Annotated in this window: 17 protein-coding genes; 8 read left to right on the top strand and 9 right to left on the bottom strand. The window is 63.5% G+C overall.

Annotation, left to right across the window (positions count from 1 at the left end; genetic code table 11):
* Window positions 1-5: 5 nt before the first annotated feature.
* From argG to LDZ27_RS25895, 3 genes are all read right to left on the bottom strand, one after another.
* Window positions 6-1,340, bottom strand: coding sequence for an argininosuccinate synthase (gene argG / locus LDZ27_RS25905; RefSeq protein WP_244818138.1), 1,335 nt, complete (start codon window positions 1,338-1,340; stop codon window positions 6-8).
* Between the two features lie 120 nt (window positions 1,341-1,460).
* Entirely contained in the window at window positions 1,461-1,781 is a 321-nt protein-coding gene (locus tag LDZ27_RS25900; protein WP_244818137.1) for a DUF1330 domain-containing protein, read from the bottom strand.
* A gap of 95 nt (window positions 1,782-1,876) precedes the next feature.
* On the bottom strand, window positions 1,877-2,893 hold the full coding sequence (locus LDZ27_RS25895) for a 1-aminocyclopropane-1-carboxylate deaminase (RefSeq protein ID WP_244818136.1): 1,017 nt from the start codon (window positions 2,891-2,893) through the stop codon (window positions 1,877-1,879).
* Between the two features lie 172 nt (window positions 2,894-3,065).
* Between LDZ27_RS25895 and LDZ27_RS25890 the strand changes: the two genes are divergently transcribed.
* Complete coding sequence (locus LDZ27_RS25890; RefSeq protein ID WP_244818135.1) at window positions 3,066-3,566, top strand: Lrp/AsnC family transcriptional regulator; 501 nt, start codon at window positions 3,066-3,068, stop codon at window positions 3,564-3,566.
* Between the two features lie 19 nt (window positions 3,567-3,585).
* Here LDZ27_RS25890 and LDZ27_RS25885 read toward each other — a convergent pair whose 3' ends face one another.
* The 3 genes from LDZ27_RS25885 to LDZ27_RS25875 all read right to left on the bottom strand — a co-directional run bounded on the left by LDZ27_RS25885 (window position 3,586) and on the right by LDZ27_RS25875 (window position 6,205).
* Window positions 3,586-4,032, bottom strand: a complete 447-nt coding sequence (locus tag LDZ27_RS25885) for a DMT family transporter (RefSeq protein ID WP_244818134.1) — start codon at window positions 4,030-4,032, stop codon at window positions 3,586-3,588.
* 9 nt (window positions 4,033-4,041) lie between these two features.
* Window positions 4,042-5,223, bottom strand: a complete 1,182-nt coding sequence (locus tag LDZ27_RS25880; RefSeq protein WP_244818133.1) for a Gfo/Idh/MocA family protein — start codon at window positions 5,221-5,223, stop codon at window positions 4,042-4,044.
* 76 nt (window positions 5,224-5,299) lie between these two features.
* Window positions 5,300-6,205 carry a LysR family transcriptional regulator gene (locus tag LDZ27_RS25875; protein ID WP_244818132.1) on the bottom strand — a complete coding sequence of 302 codons (906 nt, stop codon included), beginning with the start codon at window positions 6,203-6,205 and terminating at the stop codon, window positions 5,300-5,302.
* A gap of 138 nt (window positions 6,206-6,343) precedes the next feature.
* Between LDZ27_RS25875 and LDZ27_RS25870 the strand changes: the two genes are divergently transcribed.
* The 4 genes from LDZ27_RS25870 to LDZ27_RS25855 all read left to right on the top strand — a co-directional run bounded on the left by LDZ27_RS25870 (window position 6,344) and on the right by LDZ27_RS25855 (window position 10,931).
* Complete coding sequence (locus tag LDZ27_RS25870; protein WP_244818131.1) at window positions 6,344-7,798, top strand: M20 family metallopeptidase; 1,455 nt, start codon at window positions 6,344-6,346, stop codon at window positions 7,796-7,798.
* Window positions 7,788-9,080, top strand: a complete 1,293-nt coding sequence (locus tag LDZ27_RS25865) for an MFS transporter (RefSeq protein ID WP_244818130.1) — start codon at window positions 7,788-7,790, stop codon at window positions 9,078-9,080. The genes LDZ27_RS25870 and LDZ27_RS25865 overlap by 11 nt, the downstream gene beginning before the upstream one ends.
* 29 nt (window positions 9,081-9,109) lie before the next feature.
* Entirely contained in the window at window positions 9,110-10,159 is a 1,050-nt protein-coding gene (locus tag LDZ27_RS25860) for a serine hydrolase (protein WP_244818129.1), read from the top strand.
* 307 nt (window positions 10,160-10,466) lie between these two features.
* Window positions 10,467-10,931: a hypothetical protein gene (locus tag LDZ27_RS25855; protein WP_244818128.1), complete on the top strand. Its 465-nt coding sequence runs from the start codon at window positions 10,467-10,469 to the stop codon at window positions 10,929-10,931.
* 1,631 nt (window positions 10,932-12,562) lie between these two features.
* Here the strand turns inward: LDZ27_RS25855 and LDZ27_RS25850 are convergent.
* Together LDZ27_RS25850 and LDZ27_RS25845 are read right to left on the bottom strand one after the other, a co-directional pair.
* Window positions 12,563-13,540, bottom strand: coding sequence for a ParB/RepB/Spo0J family partition protein (locus tag LDZ27_RS25850; RefSeq protein WP_244818127.1), 978 nt, complete (start codon window positions 13,538-13,540; stop codon window positions 12,563-12,565).
* On the bottom strand, window positions 13,537-14,748 hold the full coding sequence (locus LDZ27_RS25845) for a ParA family protein (RefSeq protein ID WP_244818126.1): 1,212 nt from the start codon (window positions 14,746-14,748) through the stop codon (window positions 13,537-13,539). The genes LDZ27_RS25850 and LDZ27_RS25845 overlap by 4 nt, the downstream gene beginning before the upstream one ends.
* 630 nt (window positions 14,749-15,378) lie before the next feature.
* Between LDZ27_RS25845 and LDZ27_RS25840 the strand changes: the two genes are divergently transcribed.
* On the top strand, window positions 15,379-16,779 hold the full coding sequence (locus LDZ27_RS25840) for a replication initiation protein (protein ID WP_244818125.1): 1,401 nt from the start codon (window positions 15,379-15,381) through the stop codon (window positions 16,777-16,779).
* A 66-nt stretch (window positions 16,780-16,845) separates the two neighbouring features.
* Here LDZ27_RS25840 and LDZ27_RS25835 read toward each other — a convergent pair whose 3' ends face one another.
* The gene (locus LDZ27_RS25835; protein ID WP_370653489.1) at window positions 16,846-18,099 is read right to left on the bottom strand and encodes a YbfB/YjiJ family MFS transporter; all 1,254 of its coding nucleotides are present in this window, start codon (window positions 18,097-18,099) and stop codon (window positions 16,846-16,848) included.
* Window positions 18,100-18,393: 294 nt separating this feature from the next.
* Between LDZ27_RS25835 and LDZ27_RS25830 the strand changes: the two genes are divergently transcribed.
* Both LDZ27_RS25830 and LDZ27_RS25825 read left to right on the top strand, forming a co-directional pair.
* The gene (locus tag LDZ27_RS25830; RefSeq protein WP_244818124.1) at window positions 18,394-18,567 is read left to right on the top strand and encodes a hypothetical protein; all 174 of its coding nucleotides are present in this window, start codon (window positions 18,394-18,396) and stop codon (window positions 18,565-18,567) included.
* Between the two features lie 77 nt (window positions 18,568-18,644).
* On the top strand, window positions 18,645-19,841 hold the full coding sequence (locus LDZ27_RS25825; protein WP_370653488.1) for a YihY/virulence factor BrkB family protein: 1,197 nt from the start codon (window positions 18,645-18,647) through the stop codon (window positions 19,839-19,841).
* Window positions 19,842-19,858 lie beyond the last annotated feature (17 nt).

Here is a 19,858-nt window from a genome sequence, read left to right as displayed (position 1 = left end):
GCGCGTTACTGCTCGTCGCCCTTGATCTGCGGCAGCGCGGAGGCTTCGCCCGGCGTCAGCAGGCCGACTTGCGCGTAGATGCGCAGCTTGTCGCGCGTGTCGGTGATGTCGAGGTTGCGCATCGTCAGTTGACCGATGCGGTCGCGCGGCGAAAATGTCGATGCGACCTTCTCCATCGACAGGCGCTCCGGCTGATACGTCAGGTTCGGCGACTTCGTGCTGAGAATGGAGTAGTCGTTGCCACGGCGCAGCTCGATGGTCACTTCGCCCGTGATCGCACGCGCCACCCAGCGTTGCGCGGTTTCGCGCAGCATGATCGCCTGCGAATCGAACCAGCGGCCCTGATACAGGAGACGCCCGAGACGCCGCCCGTTCTCGCGATATTGCTCGATGGTGTCTTCATTATGAATGCCCGTCACGAGCCGCTCATATGCGATGTGGAGCAGCGCGAGTCCCGGCGCTTCGTAGATACCGCGGCTCTTTGCCTCGATGATGCGGTTCTCGATCTGATCGCTCATGCCGAGACCGTGACGCCCGCCGATGCGGTTCGCTTCCAGCAGCAATTCGACGGCGTCCGTGAACGTCTTGCCGTTCAGCGCGACCGGGCGCCCTTCCTCGAAGCGGATGGTCACTTCCTCGCGGTCGATCTTTACGTCGTCGCGCCAGAACGCGACGCCCATGATCGGGTTCACGATCTTGATGCCCGATTCGAGGCTTTCGAGATCCTTCGCTTCGTGCGTGGCGCCGAGCAGGTTCGAATCGGTCGAATACGCTTTTTCCGCCGACATCTTGTACTCGAAACCCGACTGGCGCATGAATTCCGACATTTCCGCGCGGCCGCCGAGTTCGTCGATGAACTGCTGGTCGAGCCACGGCTTGTAAATCTTGAGATCGGGATTGACGAGCAGGCCGTAGCGGTAGAACCGCTCGATGTCGTTGCCCTTGTACGTGCTGCCGTCGCCCCAGATGTTGACGCCGTCTTCCTTCATCGCGGCGACGAGCATCGTGCCGGTCACGGCGCGGCCGAGCGGCGTCGTGTTGAAGTACGTGACGCCCGCCGTCGAGATGTGGAACGCGCCGCATTGCAGCGCGGCGATGCCTTCCGCCACGAGCTGCGCGCGGCAGTCGACGAGGCGCGCGCCTTCCGCGCCGTATTGCGTCGCGCGGCGGGGAATGGAGTCGTAATCGTCTTCGTCGGGCTGGCCGAGATTGGCCGTGTACGCGTACGGCACCGCACCTTTCAGGCGCATCCAGTGCAGCGCGGCGCTGGTGTCGAGGCCACCTGAGAACGCGATACCGACTTTTTGCCCAGTCGGAAGGCTTTCAAGAATTGTGCTCATTAGCGAAACCGTTAAGTCGACGTGCGGGAAGAGGTGCAACTGTCGAGTATCAACCATGCCCGGTGATATGACAAGTTGGCACGAAAGCCGCAAGTTTAGACCGTGTTTCGCTGCCGGCCGTTAGCGCAGCACGTCCGTCGCCTTGTGCGCGGCATCGACGCCGTCGACGAGAAACACCGTGCCGCGCGCATGCCGCGTGCGCAGCGGCAAGATGCGCCGATACGCGTCCGACTCGTACCAGGCGCGCGCGTGCGCGAGATCGGCGAACGCGATCGCGATGAGATCGCCGCGCCACGCGCCTTCGCGCACGTCGCACCGTCCGCCGTGAATGACGAAACGCCCGCCGAACGGCGCGAGCGTCGCGTCGATGCGCTCCAGATAGGCCACGATCTCCGCGCACATGTCGACTTCTCCCAGATGGCCAATCGCGTAGGCGGTCATGTCGGGCTCCCGTTCGATGATCGGATGCATCGATGTTGCGCGCGTCGCGTGCGGCGCGTCGATTACCCGCGAGGTAAAGCGCGATGACGCGCCGCTCAGCCGTTGCGGAACAGGAAGCTGTACGCGTTCAGTGCGGGCACGCCGCCGAGATGCGCGTAGAGCACCTTCGAGCCTTCGGGAATCTCGCCGCTCTGCACCATCCGGATCATGCCGTCCATCGATTTGCCTTCGTAGACGGGATCGGTCAGCACGCCTTCGAGCCGCGCGCACAGGCGGATCGCCTCGAGCGTGCCTTCGTTCGGCAGGCCGTATTCGGGACCGCCGAAGCGCGTATCGAGGACCACGTCGTCGCGCGTGATGTCCCGGCCGAGATCGACGAGTTCGGCCGTGTGCTTCGCAATCCGCGTGATTTGTTCGTGCGTCTGCTCGGGCTTCGCGGACGCATCGATGCCGATGACGCGGCGCGCGCGCCCGTCCGCCGCGAAGCCGACGACCATGCCGGCCTGCGTGCTGCCCGTCACCGAACACACGACGATGTAGTCGAACTTGAAGCCGAGTTGCGCTTCCTGCTGCCGCACTTCTTCCGCGAAGCCGACGAAGCCGAGCCCGCCCAGCCGATGCTCCGAGCAGCCCGCCGGAATCGCGAACGGTTTGCCGCCCGCCGCGCGCACGCTGTCCATCGCGTCCTGCCAGCTTCTGCGGATGCCGATATCGAAGCCGTCGGGCACGAGCCGCACGTCCGCGCCCATCATCCGCGACAACTGGATATTGCCGACGCGGTCATAGACGGCGTCCGAGTAATTGACCCAGTTTTCCTGCACGAGCACGCATTTCATGCCGAGATGCGCGGCCACCGCCGCGACCTGACGCGTCTGGTTCGACTGGATGCCGCCGATGGACACGAGCGTATCGCAGCCCTGTTCCAGCGCTTCGGGAATCAGATATTCGAGCTTGCGCGTCTTGTTGCCGCCGAACGCGAGGCCGCTGTTGCAGTCCTCGCGCTTCGCATACAACTCGACTTTGCCGCCGAGATGCGCGGAGAGGCGTTTCAACGGCTGTATGGGCGTTGGCCCGAAAGTCAGCGGATAGCGGGCGAAACGTTGCAGGTTCATGTCGGCATCCTCGTCGAAGTGATCGGCCGTCGCGCGAAACCGCGAGGCATGCGGACAATCGTAGTCAAACCGGCTCGCGCGCGCGTTGCGAAAAAAAAAGCCGCCGGCTAATGTCGGGATGCGCTCGCGCCATGCTGCGCACTTTCGTTTCGTCCAGAGGGCTTTTCGTGCAATGAAAAAAACATCGAGTCGTCCAGTGCCGCGCGCATCGGGCGTGGAGATCGATCGCGTGGATCGCGCGATTCTTCGCCAGCTACAGCGCGATGCCTCCATATCCAACGTCGCGCTCGCGGCCAAGGTGCATCTGAGTCCACCCGCATGCCTGCGGCGCGTCGAGCGGCTGCGCGAAGCGGGGTTTATCCGCGCGACAGTCGCGCTGCTCGATCCGAAAGCGCTCGACGCCGGCATGCTCGTCGTAATCGGCGTCGTGCTCGACCGCTCGACGCCGGAGTCGTTCACCGAGTTCGAAAAGGCCGCGCAGAAGGTGCCGGGCTGCATGGAATGTCACGTCGTCACCGGCGAATTCGATTTCTTCATGCTGATCCGCACGCGCGACAGCGAGAGCTTCAACCGGCTGCACGCGGAAAAGCTGCTGTATTTGCCGGGCGTTCGGCAAATCCGCACGTTTGTCGTTCTGCGCGAGATTCTTTCGACGACCGCGTTCCCGCTGTGATTCGCGCGGCGTTCGCCGGCTAGAAGATGGCGATCAGCACGACGCCGATGATCGCCAGTCCCGCGCCGACGAGCCGCAGCGCGCTCGCCGCGCGCACTTCGAATCCCATGAGGCCGAAGTGATCCAGCGCGACCGACGTCACCACAGCCGAAATCACGACGACGGTGGTAAACGTCGCCGAGCCGAGCTTCCTCGTAATGAGCAGCGAGCACATCAGAAAGAGCGCATTGCAGATGCCGCCGATATACGCCCACCACGGCACGCCGCCGAGCCGCGAGAGCGCCGGCCGCACGCCGAAGCCGAAGAATGGCACGCATGCGGCAAGACACGCGGCGCCCACGAGATAGACGACGACCGCCGCCACGATCGGCTCATGAATGCCCTTGAGCAGCGCGGAATTGCTGCCCGACTGAAGCGGGTTGGAGATGCCCGCGAGCACCGCGAAAACCGCGAGGAACCAATGCATGATGTCGCCTCAGTCGGAGAGCCGCGCATCGCGGAAAGCGTCGCGTTGCGCGACGTGCGGCAGTTCCACCGGCCGGTTTTCCGCCGCTGAACGATAGATCGCTTCCATGATCCGCTGATCCTGCAAGCCTTCCTCGCCCGGCGTTGCCGGCTGCCTGCCCGTCAGAATGCACTCGGCCATGTGATCGATTTCCGCTGCGAACTGATTGGCTTCGTCGAGCACATGTTCCTCGCGCAACTCGACGTCCTCGCGCTCGGCCGACCGATGCTGCACCTGAAGGCGCAGTCCCTTGTATGCGAACGCGGGATCGAGCTGCACGGTGCCCCGCTGAAAATGCAGCCGCGCGACACGCGATTCGTGCGCGTCGTAGGCCGCCGAACATCGCGCAACGACGCCGGACGGAAAGCGCATTTGCCACGACACGTTCTCCTCGACTTCGGCGAAGCGCGCATCGCCTGGCGTGCTCCACGTCCACGCCGATACTTCGACCGGCTCCTCGCCGGTCACGAAGCGCGCGAAATTCAGGCAATAGAGGCCGATGTCCGGCAGCGATCCGCCGCCCGCGAGACGCCTGTCGTGCCGCCATTGATCGGCTTCGCCCTGAACCTGGCCGTTGTGCGCCTCGATGATCTTAAGGCCTCCGAACTGATTCGACCGGGCAATGCGCGCGGCCTCGCGATTATGCGGCTCGTATTGCAGGCGATATGCGACCATCAGCATCACGCCCGCATTTGCGCATGCGCGAATCATGTCCTCCGCTTCTGCCGATGTGTTGGTCAACGGCTTCTCGCAAAGCACATGTTTGCCGACGCGCGCAGCCGCGAGCACCTGTTCGTGATGCAGTCCGTTAGGCGTGACGATATACACGGCCTGAACGTCCTCGTTTTCGCCGAGACGCGTCCATTCGTCGTAACCGTACACCGCGTCCTGCGGCGCGCCGTATTGACGCGCGACGCGTTCGCCCTTCGCCTTGTCGCCGGTCATCACGGCCGCGAGCCGCCCGAGTTTCGACGATGCGAGCGCGGGCAAGATCGAATCGAGGCTCAGGCGGCCGAGACCGATCACCGCGAAGCCGATCTTGCGATCGTGAGGAAGCGGCGGCGGCTCGATGGGCGAGCGCCTCTCGGATTCGCCGACGAATGGCGGTCTTGTCTCAGCTTTGTCCTGCCTCGTCGATGCGATGCCTGACATGATGTGCTCCCCTAACGGCGATGCCGTGTCCGCGTTGGCATCAGCATGAGCAACGGCTATTCCTGTCAGGCGCGCTTCATTCGATGATCGCGGGGTCGTCTATCGCCTGCTTCAGCAGTTCGATGAACGCGATGACCGGCTGCGGCAGCGTGCGTCCCGCCATCGTCTGAATCTGCAACGTGCGCTGATGCAGCTCCGGGTTCGATACGGGCACGGCGGCGAAACCGTCTTCGCTCAAACGGCTGCGCACGGTGAGATAGCCGGTGAGCGTGATTGCATCCGTGAGACGCACGAAGGTCTGCAGCGCCATGTGGTAATTGCCGACGAAGACCGGCTCGAAGACGAGTCCTTCGAGACTGCACGCGATGTCGAAGAGTTGTCGAAGCGTCACGCCTTGACTGTGCATCGCGAGCGGCCACGCGAGCAGATCCGCGAGCGACACGCTTTCGCGCGAAGCGAGCGGATGATCGCGGCGCATTAGCGCATAGACCGGCGCGCGCTGCGCGTACTGCACTTGCACGTTTTCTTCGGGCGCCATGCTGAAGCACACGGCGATGTCATGCGTGCCGTCGCGCACGCCCTGCGTCGCCACCGACGGCGGCGATACGTCGAGCAGAAAATGCGCGCGCGGATGCGTCTTCAGGAAATGCGCGAACGCCTGCGGCAGAAAATCGGGCGCGACGCCTTCGGATGCCGCGATGCGTATCGTCGCGCGGCCGCTCGCGGTCAGTCCGCGAATTTCGTCGATCACGCGCTCGTCTTCGAGCTGGGTGCGCCGCGCGTGATTCGCGAGCAGGCGGCCGGCGTCGGTCAGCACCATGCCGCGCGGACGCCGCTCGAAAAGCGGCGTGCCCATCTGTTCCTCGATCTTCGCGATCTGCCGGCTCAACGCCGACACCGCGACGAAGAGCCGCTCCGACGCCTTGCTGAGCGATCCGCTTCGCGCGACTTCGAGGAAATAGCGCAACGCCGTCTGATCCATTTGAACGTTCCTGCTTCCACGAGGTTTGCCGAAACGGCAAAGGTTCCTGTGAAATATTGTAATTGTCCAGAAATATCGTCCGCGTCAGCATGAATCGTCAGGGGCTAAGGCTGCCCTCACAACGACATGGAGACCGATGTGACTCGCGACACCGCACTAGACATTGCCTCGCGCTATTACGATTCCGGCGCGTTTTTCGACGATTTGCAGCGGCGCGTCGCGTATCGCACCGAAAGCCAGGAGGCCGACAGCGGCGCGCGGCTCGCCGCCTACCTGACCGAAGAACTGACGCCGACGCTCGAAGCGTGGGGCTTTCGCTGCCGCGTGGTCGCGAATCCGGCGGGCGCGGGGCCGTTTCTCGTCGCGCACCGGCACGAGGGCGACGATCTGCCGACCGTGCTTAGCTACGGTCACGGCGATGTCGTGCGCGGCTACGACGCGCAGTGGGCCGAACGCTTGTCCCCGTGGCGCGTGACCGTCGACGGCGACCGCTGGTACGGACGCGGCACCGCCGACAACAAGGGCCAGCACAGCATCAACCTCGCCGCGCTGAAAGCCGTGCTCGACGCGCGCGACGGCAAACTCGGCTTCAATCTCAAGCTGTTGTTCGAAACGGGCGAGGAAGTCGGATCGCCGGGACTTTTCGCGATTTGCGAGCAGTTGCGCGACGAACTCGCCGCCGACGTGCTGATCGCCTCCGATGGCCCGCGTCTCGCCGCCGACCGCCCGACGATGTTCCTCGGCTCGCGCGGCGTCATCAATTTCCGGCTCGACGTGAAACTGCGCGACGGCGCGCATCACTCCGGCAACTGGGGCGGCCTCTTGCGCAATCCGGGCATCGTGCTCGCAAACGCGATTGCGTCGATGGTCGATTCGAACGGCAAGATCCTGATCGAAGGGCTGCGCCCGCCGGCGATTCCGGATTCCGTCGTGCGCGCGCTCGCGGATATCAAGGTCGGCGGCAATCCGGGCGAACCGGACGTCGATACGGACTACGGCGAGCCGGGCCTCACGCCCGCCGCGCGCGTGTTCGGCTGGAACAACATCGAAGTGCTCGCGTTTCGCACCGGGAACCCCGAAAAGCCGGTGAACGCGATTCCGGCGAGCGCGTTCGCGCACATGCAGATTCGCTTTGTCGTCGGCACGGACTGGAAGAACCTGCAGCAGATCGTGCGCGCGCATCTCGACGCGCACGGCTTCCCGATGGTCGATGTCGAAGTGGAGCGCGGCATGCCCGCGACGCGCGTCGATCCGGACAATCCGTGGGTGCAATGGGCGCTGCGCTCGCTCACGCAGACGACCGGCGCGCTGCCCGTGCTGCTGCCCAATCTTGGCGGCACGCTGCCGAACGACGTATTCGCCGATGTCCTCGGCATGCCGACGCTGTGGGTGCCGCACTCGTATCCCGGCTGCTCGCAGCATGCGCCGGACGAGCATCTGCTCGGCTCCGTCGCGAGCGAGGGCCTGCGCATCATGGCGGGGCTTTTCTGGGACTTGGGCGCGCGCGAAGGCGGCGCCAGCGACAGCAATCCGGCGGATCATCTGCCGCGCAAGATCAACGGAGCCAACGGAGGCCTTCGCCATGAGCACTGATTCCGCCACGGTGTCCGCGTCGCGCGCGCAGCACGGAACGCAGCGCAGCGTCGCGCGGCTGATCGTCGCGACGTCGATCGGCAATGCGCTCGAGTTCTACGATCTCGTCGTCTACGGCTATTTCGCGGGCACGCTGTCGAGGCTGTTCTTCCCCACGCACGATCACACCGTCTCGCTGCTGCTCACGCTCGGCACGTTCGCGCTGTCGTATCTCGCGCGGCCGGTCGGCGCGCTCGTGCTCGGCTCGTACAGCGACCGGCACGGGCGCAAGGCATCGCTGACGCTGTCCATCGGCATGATGACGCTCGGCACCGGCATGGTCGCGCTGATGCCGACTTACGCGACGATCGGACTCGCCGCGCCCGTGCTCATCTTTCTGTCGAGGCTCTTGCAGGGCTTTTCGGCGGGCGGCGAGTTCGGCAGTTCGACGGCGTTTCTCGTCGAGCATGCGCCCGAGCGCCGCGGTTTCATGTCGAGCTGGCAGTTCTCGAGCCAGGGCGCGAGCACGCTGCTCGCGTCGCTCTTCGGCGCGGTGATGACCGGCATGCTGACGCCCGCGCAGATCGAAGGCTGGGGCTGGCGCATACCGTTTCTCTTCGGCGTGTTGATCGGGCCGATCGGCCTTTATATCCGGCGCCGTATCGACGAAACGCCCGAGTTCGAGCACGCGGAGAAGGTCGCCTCGCCGGTGCGCGAGCTGCTCGCAACGCAGAAAGAACGGCTGCTTGTTTCGATCGGATCGCTCGTGCTCACGACGACCGCGAACTACATGCTGCTCTACATGCCGACGTATGCGGCACGGCAACTGGGGCTCGCGCCTTCGTCCGGCTTCATCGCGACGTTGACGGCGGGCTTCATCATGATGGCGCTCGTGCCGGTGGTCGGGCATCTGTCGGACAAGATCGGCCGCGTGCGCATCATGCTCGTCACGGGCGTCGTGTTCTTTTTGACGGTGTATCCGGCGTTCATGTTCATGAACGCGCATCCGTCGCTGCCGACCTTGCTCGCGGCGGTCATCTGGGTCGCGCTCCTGAAGGCGACGTATTTCGCGCCGATTCCCGCGCTGATGTCCGAGCTCTTCCCGACCGCCACGCGCACGACGGGCATGGCCTTCGGCTACAACATCGGCACGACGATATTCGGCGGATTCACGCCGCTGGCGGTCGCATCGCTCATCGCCATTACGCACAACAACCTTGCGCCGGGGCTTTATCTGATGATCGCCGCGGTCGTGAGCCTGTTCACGCTCGTCTGGGCGAAAAAGCGCCTTCGCGTTCGTTGAACCCTTGAATCGAATCAGGAAGATTTCACATGAATGAAGCATTGCAACGTGCGATCCGCTTTTCGGTCGAGCACGAATCGACGTGGGATCGGCAGGTGCACGGCAACTGGGGCGTGCACGTGAACGACCCGCCGCCGTGGAACCGGCTGCTCGGACCGGTGCACGATCGCGGGCCGGTGTCCGGCGCGCTGGCCGTCGATGGCCGCGTGGTGACGACGTGGGGCGAGCCGGATCGCGCGGATCTGACGTTCAGCATCGCGAAGACGTACCTCGCGCTGCTCGCGGGCGTCGCGCACGATCGCGGCTTGCTGCCCGATCCCGACGAGGCGGTGCGCGCGCGCTTGCCGGGCATCGGCTTCGACGATCCGCACAACGCGCCGATCACGTGGACGCAGCTTCTGCAGCAGACGAGCGAGTGGCAAGGCGAGTGCTTCGGGCTGTCGGATCAGGCGGATCACTATCGCGCGGTGACGTTCGGCGAGCCGCCCAACGGCAAGAAGGGCGATCTTCGTCCGCTGCAGACGCCGGGCACCTATTGGGAATACAACGACGTTCGCATCAACCAGCTTTCGCTCGCGCTGCTTCATCTGTTTCGCGAGCCGCTGCCGGACGTTTTTCGCGCTGCGATTGCGCGTCCGCTCGGTTTGAGCGACGACTGGAAGTGGGCGGGTTATGACAACGCATGGACGGAGATCGACGGGAAGCGGATGCAGTCGGTGCCCGGCGGCACGCATTGGGGTGGCGGGATGTCGATCAGCGCGAACGATCAGCTCAAGATCGCGCAGATGCTGCTCGACGATGGAATCGCGGGCGGAAAGCGCGTGCTTTCGGCGGAGTGGATCGCGCGGATGCGCACGCCCTGCCCTCTTGCTCCGTTCTATGGCTACCTCGTCTGGCTCAATACCGGGCGCAAGATGTTTCCGAGCGTGCCTGAAACGAGCTACTTCGGCGTGGGCGCGGGAAGCTCGTTTATGTGGATCGAGCCGGAATCGCGGATTGCGCTGATCGTGCGGTGGCTTAATTCGGCGCATGCGGGGGAGTTTTTTGGGCTGATGCTCGAGGCTGTGCGGGGGATGTAGTCTGGTGGGGCGCGGGGGCGAGGTTCGCCCCCGCCGTGGGTGTCGTTTAATTAGGTTAGCTAAGTGTATGGTTTGGGTGCTAGCTGGTTCGGTCGCTCGGATCGGGCGTCGTTGTCTGTTGTCTCTGTTCGGCGGAGGTCTCTGGTGGCTATTTACTGCTGCTGGATGACCGATACGTGTTGTTCAGTTCATGATGCTGACGGAACCGACCGTTAGTTGCGAGGCTATTCGACGGTTTCGGAGGTGCGGGCTTCAGAATTCGGGGCAAACGTTCGTTAACGTGGGCAGGTTAACCAACGATAGCCTTATGTCACCCACCATCCCCTTCCGCCGTCCGTTTCAAGGGACCCGCGCCCGTCCCAGCAAAGCGCAACTGCTGCCGATCCCTCGCGCTGTCGCTGAGGAACTTGCGCTTCATGCCCACTTGTCGCTCGGAGTTCTACGCGTCGGCTCCTCCGATATCGCCCCCGCGCAGCAGGTCACTGAGATCATGTTGCTTACGAAGTTCCTCGCGGACGCCGGTCACGGAGACTTCCCCGACGAAGCGTTATTCGAGATCGACCAAGTAATGGCCGCCGTGTTCGATGAAGGTGGCAGGTCGGGCGCATGGCGGATTAGCGCGGAAGCCTTCGAGAAACTCGCGGCAGTCGTGACGCTTTATGACCATCAACTCAAGCGCGCGAGCCTCGCCGCTTTGACTGTTGCAAGCGAGCGGTTGGAACGGGTCAAGGGAGGCGAGGCTTATCAAGGGGCGCAGCGGAAGAGGGCTTGACGGTATCTGGTTCGTTCCCATGAGGGAAATTCTGTATCAGACGATACGTTAGAAGTCTGCGCAGCCCGCTGGTTTGTCTGTCGGTTCGTTTTACTTGCCGCAACGCTGTCTGCACCGCGTGGGCGGCGTGAAACACAAACGCTGAATTTACGCAAGTCTATGATTTCACTGGCTTCGGCGCTCTCTCCGTGCGGGGGACGTTGTTTCACGGCGCATCGCGCGGAGGTTGACCGCAGATTTCGTCTGCCCTTCGCCTTTTCGCAAAGCCGGCTGCTGCTGCAGCGGCGCAGCGAGCTTGCGCTTCGAGCGCGTCCCGCTGAGTCGCATCTCTGCGGATGCTGCTCGGCTGACCGATTCGTCGGGCATTGCGGCGCCGCAATCGCTGCCCCGACCGGCATCGATCGTCAATGGCCTACAGACGACCGCATTCCGTAGAGGCCGACGTCCTTATTGGGTCTCGACTACAAATCGGTGTGGGTCTGGACATCGTTCCAGAGTGGGCTGCGCCCGATACTGGCCGCGGGGTGCAACCCACGCTGCTTCCGACAACGCCGCGCGCAATGGATAGCGTCGTCGCGAACTGTTGAGTCGCCGCGCCCACTCCCACGAGTTGACGAGGAATGACGCAAGAACGCAGGCAGGTTGCTTCTTGGCCGAGTGCCGCAGTTCGTTGACTTATACGCGTAACGCGTGCGTTGCCGTCGGCTCTAGGGAATCAGCACGCGGCTTCCGGCCAGTGCCGTCCAAAGGCTTGGCCTTCTTTCATAGGTCGGAGGCCTCGATGCGAAAGTGTCCGAGTTCGGACGGTCATTGGTTGTCACCGGAAGAGTCGTTCACGGAAACTGCGAGCGCATCCTGCGCCTCGACATACTGGCGGCCTGCCCTTATTCGTCGATGCAGTCGGGCGCGAGCCGCCGACGCCTCTCGGCACGCCACCCCGCGAGCTTCGTCCCTTTGTCGTCGCTCTCTGCGCAAAGGGCGGTGCTTGCGCCGTGTGCGAGCGGCGGGCTATCCGTTGCGATTCTCCCCGAGCGACTCGCCCACAAATGGTGGACGGCATCGTTTCTAACAGTTGATCGATCCGAAGCTCAATCCAGCACAGAGAGCATCGCCGATACTCCGGCGCCCTGCGTCTGCTCCTCACGCGCCCCGACAACGCAGGGATCGATAGCGCTAGGCACCTCGACGATCGGGAGAACCGGTCTCCGGTGTCATGAGCGCCACGGTTCGGCGGGGTTCTGGTTGAGGTGAGTGCGGAACCTTCATCTGCAGCCTTCATCTGGAGCTTTCGTGCGGGGCTTTCGTGCGGGGCTTTCGTGCGGGGCTTTCGGCGGGGACTGCGTTCTCATCGGCGAAACCTCGCGGCTGGACTGGATGGGCCGCACGTCTTGTGCGCGATGCGGAGGTCATGGCAGTTGAAAACAAGGCACTCCGCGGAAGACGCTCCGGAGCCAGCAAGTGTCCGAATTCGGACAGTCAGGCTGTAGAAACGGCGCTTCGATCCGCCGCGGCACAACGTGTCCGAATTCGGACACTTCACGTTTAGCCGAGCGCACCGATATGCCACCACCACAGTGCTACCGCCCGCCAGAGACACGACGCCAAAAAAAACCCGCCGAAGCGGGCCACCCTCATTCAGACCGTATCGAGAACATCTTCCCAATATGCTCCCTTAGCTGATTCTCTTGTTCTTCCGTAACCACCCCTGCCTTGAACTTGAACGTAAGCCCCTTCACGTCCTTGGTGATGCTCCCGGCCTGCACCTTCCCAGCGAAAATCTTCAAAATACTGCGACCACCGGCATCGGTCGCGGGAGCGCCGCGGCTAACTTGCGCATTCAAGCTCGCAGCCAATTTAGTCTGTACAAGATCCCCCGACACGACCTGCGGCCATAATTCCTGCAACGCGCGAAGTCCCGCATCGCCAGACTTCTTGAGCGCGTTCGCGACATCCTGCGCTGAAGAAGCGCCGAGCACCGATGGCGTCAAATCAAGATCGCGTTTGACGAAGTCTGGCAGCGCGTCGAACGCGAGGAAGCGATACAGGTCGCTCCGCGAGATTCCCATCGCCTCCGCAAGCCGGGTCCGATTGGGAAACTCCGCTTCCGCCCGGCGAATCGCAATCGCGACCTCGTAGTCGGACAAGTCATCGCGCGTGACGTTTTCCATCAACGCAAGCGCCGCCATGTCTTGATCGGAACACTCGATCACGACAGCCCGGATTGTGTCCTTGTTAATGAGCTTGTGAGCACGCAGACGGCGCTCACCTGCGACCAGTTGAAACGACTCGCCGATCCGTCGGACCGTCACCGCCTGCAGCAGACCGACCTCATCGATTGAACGGGCCAGTTCTGATAGCTTGCTCTCGTTGAACTGACGCCGCGGCTGCCAGGGGTTCGGCACGATCGCATCGATGCGAATATCGGTTTCAACGCCCTTCGACTCGAGTTCCTGAATCCGTAGCTGAGCCGCAGCCAGCGCACTTGTAATGCCCGGCATCGTCTGCGGACCGCGCGCCGTGCGGTCCTTCTTCGCGTCGCCTTTGAAATCCGCTGGCTTCGGCAGGTTGGCCGTCTTGGCCATGAGTTGTTCACGAATGTTATTGCTCATGCCGCCTCCCTCCAGGATTTCACGAACATGTCGTCGAGCCACTTCGCGTACTGCATCATCGGTTGTCGCACGCGCTGCAGCGATTTCGCCGTCGAATGCGTGCTAACCACATCGAGCGCCGTCGAGAACGAAAGCGCTCCGCCACTCATGACCGAACTGGCGGGAATCTCGAATGGATCGAGCCAGCGACCGTAGGCACTCTGCGCCCACTGACGAACGACCGGCGCCGACGACGTCTTCCCGTAATCCACCTTCGAGAGCAGGATCGAGATGAAGTCGTACACCTTGTCCTCCTCGTAGGGAAGGAAGTCTTCCGCGACGTCGGAGAACAAGCGCCAGAACGCCAGGGAACTGATGAAGTCGAGGTTCTCGGGAATCATCGGCATGACGAGCGCATCGGCCGCCAGCAGCGCGTTCAGGTTCATGTACGACAGCGAGGGCGACGTATCGATCAGAATGTAGTCGTACTGCGCGCGCAGCGGCTCAAGACCCTGCCGAAGCACCGCCCAGAAGCGATAACCCTGAATCGTCTTCTGACGCGCCGGCAGTAGAAATTCCGCTCCATAGAGAAACGTGTGGCCGGGAATGATGTCGAGGCCGTCCCAGTACGTCGATTGCACGCTGGCACCGAGTCCTCCCTCGATGTTCTGATCGTAGATATACGGGAGCACCGTGTCGTCGCCGGATATCTCCTTTTCCGCGTACAAGCCACACAGTTCCGACGCCGACGCCTGCGGATCCAGATCGATCAGGAGGACCTTCCGCCCTAGCAGCGTGAGCGCTTGTGCGAGACAGACGGTCGTTGTAGTCTTCGCCGACCCGCCCTTGAGTTGGGCGGTAGTGAGGACCTTGCCCCGAAACTCGCCGGCGCCGTCATCGAGACGGGTTTGATAGATATCGGACGCCATCTTCACCCACATGCGAACCTCGGGTAGCGTGAACGTCCGGCTGCGACCGTTACCGTTCAGCGTGCCGGCGGGCAAGCCGCCTTCGCCTTTGGTTACCAGATACTGAATCTGCTGACGCGTGAGATTGCACATCTCTGCCAGTTCGCTAATCGTATAGATGGGGGCCGTCTTGCGCGGGCGGGGCGCCAGAATCTGCTCGCGGAGATTGTCCGAAAAGGGTTCGAGGTTATCCGCGAATTCGGCTACTTCGCGAAGGGAGACCTTCCGGTCTTCCATTGGTAGGCTGCCTACGTTGGCCATTCTGCGCTTTCTCCGTGTATTGACGCTGAAGCGCAGAATACACGAATACGCGTAAACAAAGTTACAGAGCGCCGAAATTTGGCAGTTTCAGGCGCAATTTCAGCACGGCGACTCCGATTCCGGCTCCTTAGTCGCACACCTCGGCCACAGGCACTGCTTCCAAACACCGCTCGCTACCACTCGACGGAACGAAGATATTCATCGCGCACAAAAACCGCCCCGAGGCGCTTTTTGTGCGGAGCCGGGAGAGCCCCAAAAAGTCATATCGATTCAATGGTCTAGGTCCGAACAGGTGCCGGGAATCTTTGAACGTCGCCAAGCGTTAGTTATGTTTATTTTGTAAACCTTGACCACCTCACAAACTAACAGCGCCCATGCTTTCCTTATTAATCAACGCGAGTGCCTGTGGATAGGGGCGGTTTTTGTGACGGCTGGGGCGGTTTTTGTGAAGCCGCGATCGCAAATTGTGTAAGCCGGGGCGCTTTTTGGGCGTCGTGGGGTGGAAATTGGGTTTGGTTCTCGAAAGAACGGTCGGTTTTTGTGCGAACGCGTCGCCGAAGTCGGGGGCGGTTTTTGTGTTGACACGGTTTGCTCGGCTGCTAGAGTGCCGGGACCGAGCCGAATCGAAGAATGGAAAACCAAGATCTCACTGTCACGCCTCAGCAGCTTGCGCTGGACATCTACGAAGACATGTCCGGGCAGGGCACGGCCATCTGCGAGGCGACGCGAGACATCGGATTTCTTCGAAACAACATCTTCACTCGCGTGGGCGGCCTCGGCATCGCCGCGCGTCGCGTGCTGGACGCGGCCTACTTCATCGTCGCGACCAAGGCGCCCGATGAGCTCGTCGACGACAAGGTCTACACGTTCACCGCCGACGTCAATTACTTCAAGTGGCTGATGCGCTACGACAGCCGCAATCACAGCCACCTGATTGCGCAGATGCGCGCCGCGGCCCGTGCGCGCGTCGAAATCATGACGGCGCCGTCGATCGAGGAGCTGACCGAGAAAGATTCGTGGGGCACGATAAGCCTGCTCGGTGACTGCTATATCGAACGCAACGTTGTCTGCGTGCTGCTTTCCGGGCGCGTCATCAAGTATCTGATCAGCCCTTACAAGGCGCACTGGCTCAGCTTGCGCGCGTCCACCGCGTTCTCGCTTTCGCTCGCGCGAGCCATCTACGATCGGCTCATCCCGTGCCAAGGGCACGGCGTAACCGAATGGTTCCCGTTCGAAGAAGTGCTCGAATGGCCGGGCAAGGTCGGCGAGTCCAGAAAAGAGGTCAAGGAGTTCAAGAAGCGCTTTCTCGAGCCCGCCATCGACCAGCTCAACGAAGTGTCGGATTTCGACGTCAGTTGGGAAGCGAACGCCGACCGCGTGGGCCGCGACAAGCTCAAGCTGCGTTTTCGCTTCACCAAGAAGCAGGGCGCGGACGCCGCTCGCGCCGGCATTCAGGATTCCATGTACCTGCTGCTTCACAACGAATTTGCATTCGATACACCCGATTTCGAGCGCCTCGCGAAGCATCGGGACGTGTGGACCGACGAGCGGCTCGAGCAGGCGATCGAGTACACGCGCTTCAAGCTGAACGAAGGGAAGGTGACGGTCAGTCCGCGCGGCTATTTGTTCAAGGCGCTGGAGGGCAACTATCGCATCGGCGACGCGGACCGGAAGATGGCGGCGATCAAGGCGCGCCAGCTCGAAGACGACAAGAAAACGCGTCGCGAGCGCGATGCCGCCCAGGCAAAGCTCGAAGCGACCATTCAGGCGCAGAACGATTCGGCCAAGGCCAAGCTCAGCGAGGAAATCAGGGCAGGGCGGCAGTTCTTCGAAGCAGCCGATGCACAACTTCGAAAGGATCTGTGCCACTCGTTCGTCACGCAATTGATACCGCAGCGCCTGATCGAGAAGCAGGGGCTCGCGCGTGAATCCCTAAGTGCGGACAATATCCTGACTGTGAATCGCGTCGTTGCGGACGCGTTCTGTTCGCACGTGTTCATCAAGATGAAGAAGATTCGCCCGAACGTCTGAGCGCGGGCCACCGCACCCGCATTGGATCATCGTCGGACATTCGGTTGTCCGAACGAAGCGGAACGCTCAATGAGCCGCGTCCAGCGGTCTCTGACACGCCGCGAGCGCCGCGCCGAGCGCCAGCATCGCCGCCGAATAGACGAGACCGCGCGTCAGGCCGGCGCTGTCCGATATTCGCCCGATGACGGTCGGCCCGACGATCTGCCCGAGCGCGAACACGATGGTGAATGCGTTGATGCCGCGTCCCCATTGAGGCGCGGGAAGGTTGTGCCGGACGAACGCGGTCGTCGACGCGACCGCCGAAAGAAACGTCGCGCCGAAGAGCACGCCGGATGCGAACGCCGCGAGCGGATGCGCGACCACCGCCGGAACGAGCGTCGCCACGACGAGCAGCGCATTGAGCAACGCAAGCGCCTGGCCACCGCGCATGCGGTCGAGCAGTCCGGACCACAGACGCGCCGATGCCACCGTCGCGACGCCGAGCAGCACGTAGAAGCCGCTCACGACTGCCGCGCTCAACCCCGCGTTGCGCAGCAGCGCCACGATGAACGTCATGTAGCCGATATAGCCGACGCCGAAGCACGCGTATCCCGCGAGCGCGAAGCCGTAGCGCCGGCGGGCGATGGGTGGCTGCGCGACGCCTTGCGCGTGAACGTGCGGCATCGGCTGAACGCCGGGATCGATGCGCCACGCCGCCGCCACCGCGGCGATCGCGCAGGCGGCGCACGCGGCGGCGAGCGCGAGCCAGGCAAATCGCCAGCCGTGCGCGCCCGGCAGCACCGTGAGCGGAACCAGAACCGACGACACCGCGATGCCCCAGCCCGTGCCGCCGTAATACAGCCCGATGATGAACCCCGCTTCCTTCGGCGACAGCGAAGCGAGGCGAGCCGCCAGCACGCCGCCGCTGACGAACACGAGCGCGCTGCCTGCGCCGGTGGCCACGCGAAGTGCGAGCAACGCGTCCGTATCGACCGCGGCGCCGCTCGACGCCATCAGCAGCGTGGTGGCGATGCATCCCCAGAGAAAGAGCGTGCGGGGCGCGGCGTGCCGCGAAAGGCGCGCAAAGGCGAGCGCGCCGAGCAGATACCCGAGCGCGTTGGCGGTGTTCATCGCGCCGGCCTGCGCGAAGTTCCACGCGAGGTCCTGCTTCATCGGCGGCAGGAGCAGCGCATACGAGAATCGCGCGAAGCCGAGCGCGATGGCGCTCCCGAGCGATAGCGACAGCGCCACGATCCGCGCATCGGCGTGGCGGCTTGCGCGCGGCGTGCGCCGGGCGGACGCATCGTCGGAGGAATGGAGGTTGTCGTCGGCTTGCCTCACGCGTCTTTTTATCCCTGTCGATCGTGCGGCCGCGGGCTGGCATCCGCATCGGTGGACGTATGGTAACGCGCGGTCGCGCACGTAGATCCGATGCGCCGCGACGAAGCGCTTGAACGCCGCGTACACCGTTTCATGACGAGGCCGTAGTTGCCTTCCCCGCCGACGGATCGTCATAAAGCTGATAGACCTGGATCGCCTGCAGGTTGTAATTCGAGTCGATGGGCGCTCGCCTGGAAAACGCCCGCGCACACTCATTGCTTGCGCGTGCAGGACGCCACCCACCAGGAGAAACCGATGCCTGACCAACCGACGCAACCGCAGAACCCCGAACCTTCGCAAGCCGACATCGCGAGCGGCACGCCGCCCGCGCGCACGCCGGAGACGCTGCCCGACAACACCGACCTTCAGCCCGACCAGAACCCGGTGCGCGGCACGCCCGACATTCGGAAGCCCGGCGCGGACGGCTGATCCACGCATCGTCGTCCATCGCCGCTCCTGGCACTCGCGATGCTAGATGCACTCAGCACGTTTCCAAGGAGAAAGCGATGGACAAGACTTCCGAGCGGGATTCCAAATCCCTGATGAGCCGCGCCATCGCGTGGCCAGTCCGCACGTTCAAACGCTTCAGCGCCGACCGCTCCGCGCCGATGGCCGCGAGCATCGCGTTCTATTCGGCGTTCTCGCTCGCGCCGACGCTCGTCATGGTGATCGCCATCGCGGGCCTCGTCTTCGGCCAGGAAGCCGCGCGCGGGCAACTCTTCGGCCAGATCAGCGGCATGCTCGGCAAGGACGCGGCGGCGAGCGTGCAGGCGATCGTCGAGCACGCGCATCGCAGCGGCGGGGGCGGCATCGCGGCGATCATTTCGTTCGTGCTGCTGGCGGTCGGCGCATCGGCCACGTTTTCGTCGCTCAATACGGCGCTCTCCGTCATCTGGCCCAAGGACAAGGAGGCGAAGTCCGGGGTCGCCACGATGGTCAAGGTGCGCCTCATTTCCTTCAGCCTCGTGATGGGCGTGGCGTTCCTGCTCATCGTGTCGCTCGTGCTGGACACCGCCGTGCAAGCGGCCGGCAAATGGGTCTTCGGCGATTCGCCGCTCGTCATCATCGGCGATATCGTGCAGTTCGTGCTCGGGCTCGTCATTCTGTCCTGCGCCTTCGCCGCGCTGCTGAAGTATCTGCCCGATGGCCCCGTCGGCTGGCGCGATGCGCTCGTCGGCGGCATCATTTCCGCGGTCCTGTTCTCGGTCGGCAAGAAGCTGTTCGCGCTTTATCTTACGCATGCGGGAACGGCCAACGCGTTCGGCGCGGCCGGTTCGCTCGCCGTGCTCCTGATGTGGCTCTACTTCGCCGCCGCCGTGCTGCTGCTCGGCGCCGAAGCCGCCGCGACGCGCGTCGAGGCGCGCGAAGGGAAGGCCGGGCCGCAGGCCGACGCAAAAGCCGCCGATGCGCCGATGATGCCGACGCCCGCGACGGCCCGCGCCAGCAACGCGCCCGCTGCGGCGAGCGTCGAACATGTGGAAGCTGTGGAACCGGTCGAGCGCATCGTGATTGCAGCGCCGACGGTCACGCGCCCGGCGACGAATCCGTCGTCGGCGTGGGCGAGCGCGGTCGCGAAGGGCGTCGATACGCTCAAGGCCACTCCGGTGCGCCTCGCGATCGCCGCCGCTGGCGCAAGCCTCTTCGTTTTCACGAAGGGATCGCGCAGGACGGATGCGCGGCATCACCGGTCGCTGAAGGCATGATCCAAGCAAAATGGGCG

It is taken from the genome of Caballeronia sp. Lep1P3, from assembly GCF_022879595.1.
Classification (GTDB): Bacteria; Pseudomonadota; Gammaproteobacteria; order Burkholderiales; family Burkholderiaceae; genus Caballeronia.
The sequence above is the reverse complement of the archived record's forward strand: the minus strand, read 5'-3'. Positions and strand labels throughout refer to the sequence as shown.

Bases quoted from the DNA above. Each gene is read 5' to 3' on its own strand.
- LDZ27_RS25855 (WP_244818128.1), top strand. From the start codon at position 10,467: ATGTCACCCACCATCCCCTTCCGCCGTCCGTTTCAAGGGACCCGCGCC.
- LDZ27_RS25885 (WP_244818134.1), bottom strand. From the start codon at position 4,032: ATGCATTGGTTCCTCGCGGTTTTCGCGGTGCTCGCGGGCATCTCCAAC.
- LDZ27_RS25830 (WP_244818124.1), top strand. From the start codon at position 18,394: ATGCCTGACCAACCGACGCAACCGCAGAACCCCGAACCTTCGCAAGCC.
- LDZ27_RS25850 (WP_244818127.1), bottom strand. From the start codon at position 13,540: ATGAGCAATAACATTCGTGAACAACTCATGGCCAAGACGGCCAACCTG.
- LDZ27_RS25890 (WP_244818135.1), top strand. From the start codon at position 3,066: ATGAAAAAAACATCGAGTCGTCCAGTGCCGCGCGCATCGGGCGTGGAG.
- LDZ27_RS25875 (WP_244818132.1), bottom strand. From the start codon at position 6,205: ATGGATCAGACGGCGTTGCGCTATTTCCTCGAAGTCGCGCGAAGCGGA.
- LDZ27_RS25845 (WP_244818126.1), bottom strand. From the start codon at position 14,748: ATGGCCAACGTAGGCAGCCTACCAATGGAAGACCGGAAGGTCTCCCTT.
- LDZ27_RS25900 (WP_244818137.1), bottom strand. From the start codon at position 1,781: ATGACCGCCTACGCGATTGGCCATCTGGGAGAAGTCGACATGTGCGCG.
- LDZ27_RS25840 (WP_244818125.1), top strand. From the start codon at position 15,379: ATGGAAAACCAAGATCTCACTGTCACGCCTCAGCAGCTTGCGCTGGAC.
- LDZ27_RS25860 (WP_244818129.1), top strand. From the start codon at position 9,110: ATGAATGAAGCATTGCAACGTGCGATCCGCTTTTCGGTCGAGCACGAA.
- LDZ27_RS25865 (WP_244818130.1), top strand. From the start codon at position 7,788: ATGAGCACTGATTCCGCCACGGTGTCCGCGTCGCGCGCGCAGCACGGA.
- LDZ27_RS25825 (WP_370653488.1), top strand. From the start codon at position 18,645: ATGGACAAGACTTCCGAGCGGGATTCCAAATCCCTGATGAGCCGCGCC.
- argG (WP_244818138.1), bottom strand. From the start codon at position 1,340: ATGAGCACAATTCTTGAAAGCCTTCCGACTGGGCAAAAAGTCGGTATC.
- LDZ27_RS25895 (WP_244818136.1), bottom strand. From the start codon at position 2,893: ATGAACCTGCAACGTTTCGCCCGCTATCCGCTGACTTTCGGGCCAACG.
- LDZ27_RS25880 (WP_244818133.1), bottom strand. From the start codon at position 5,223: ATGTCAGGCATCGCATCGACGAGGCAGGACAAAGCTGAGACAAGACCG.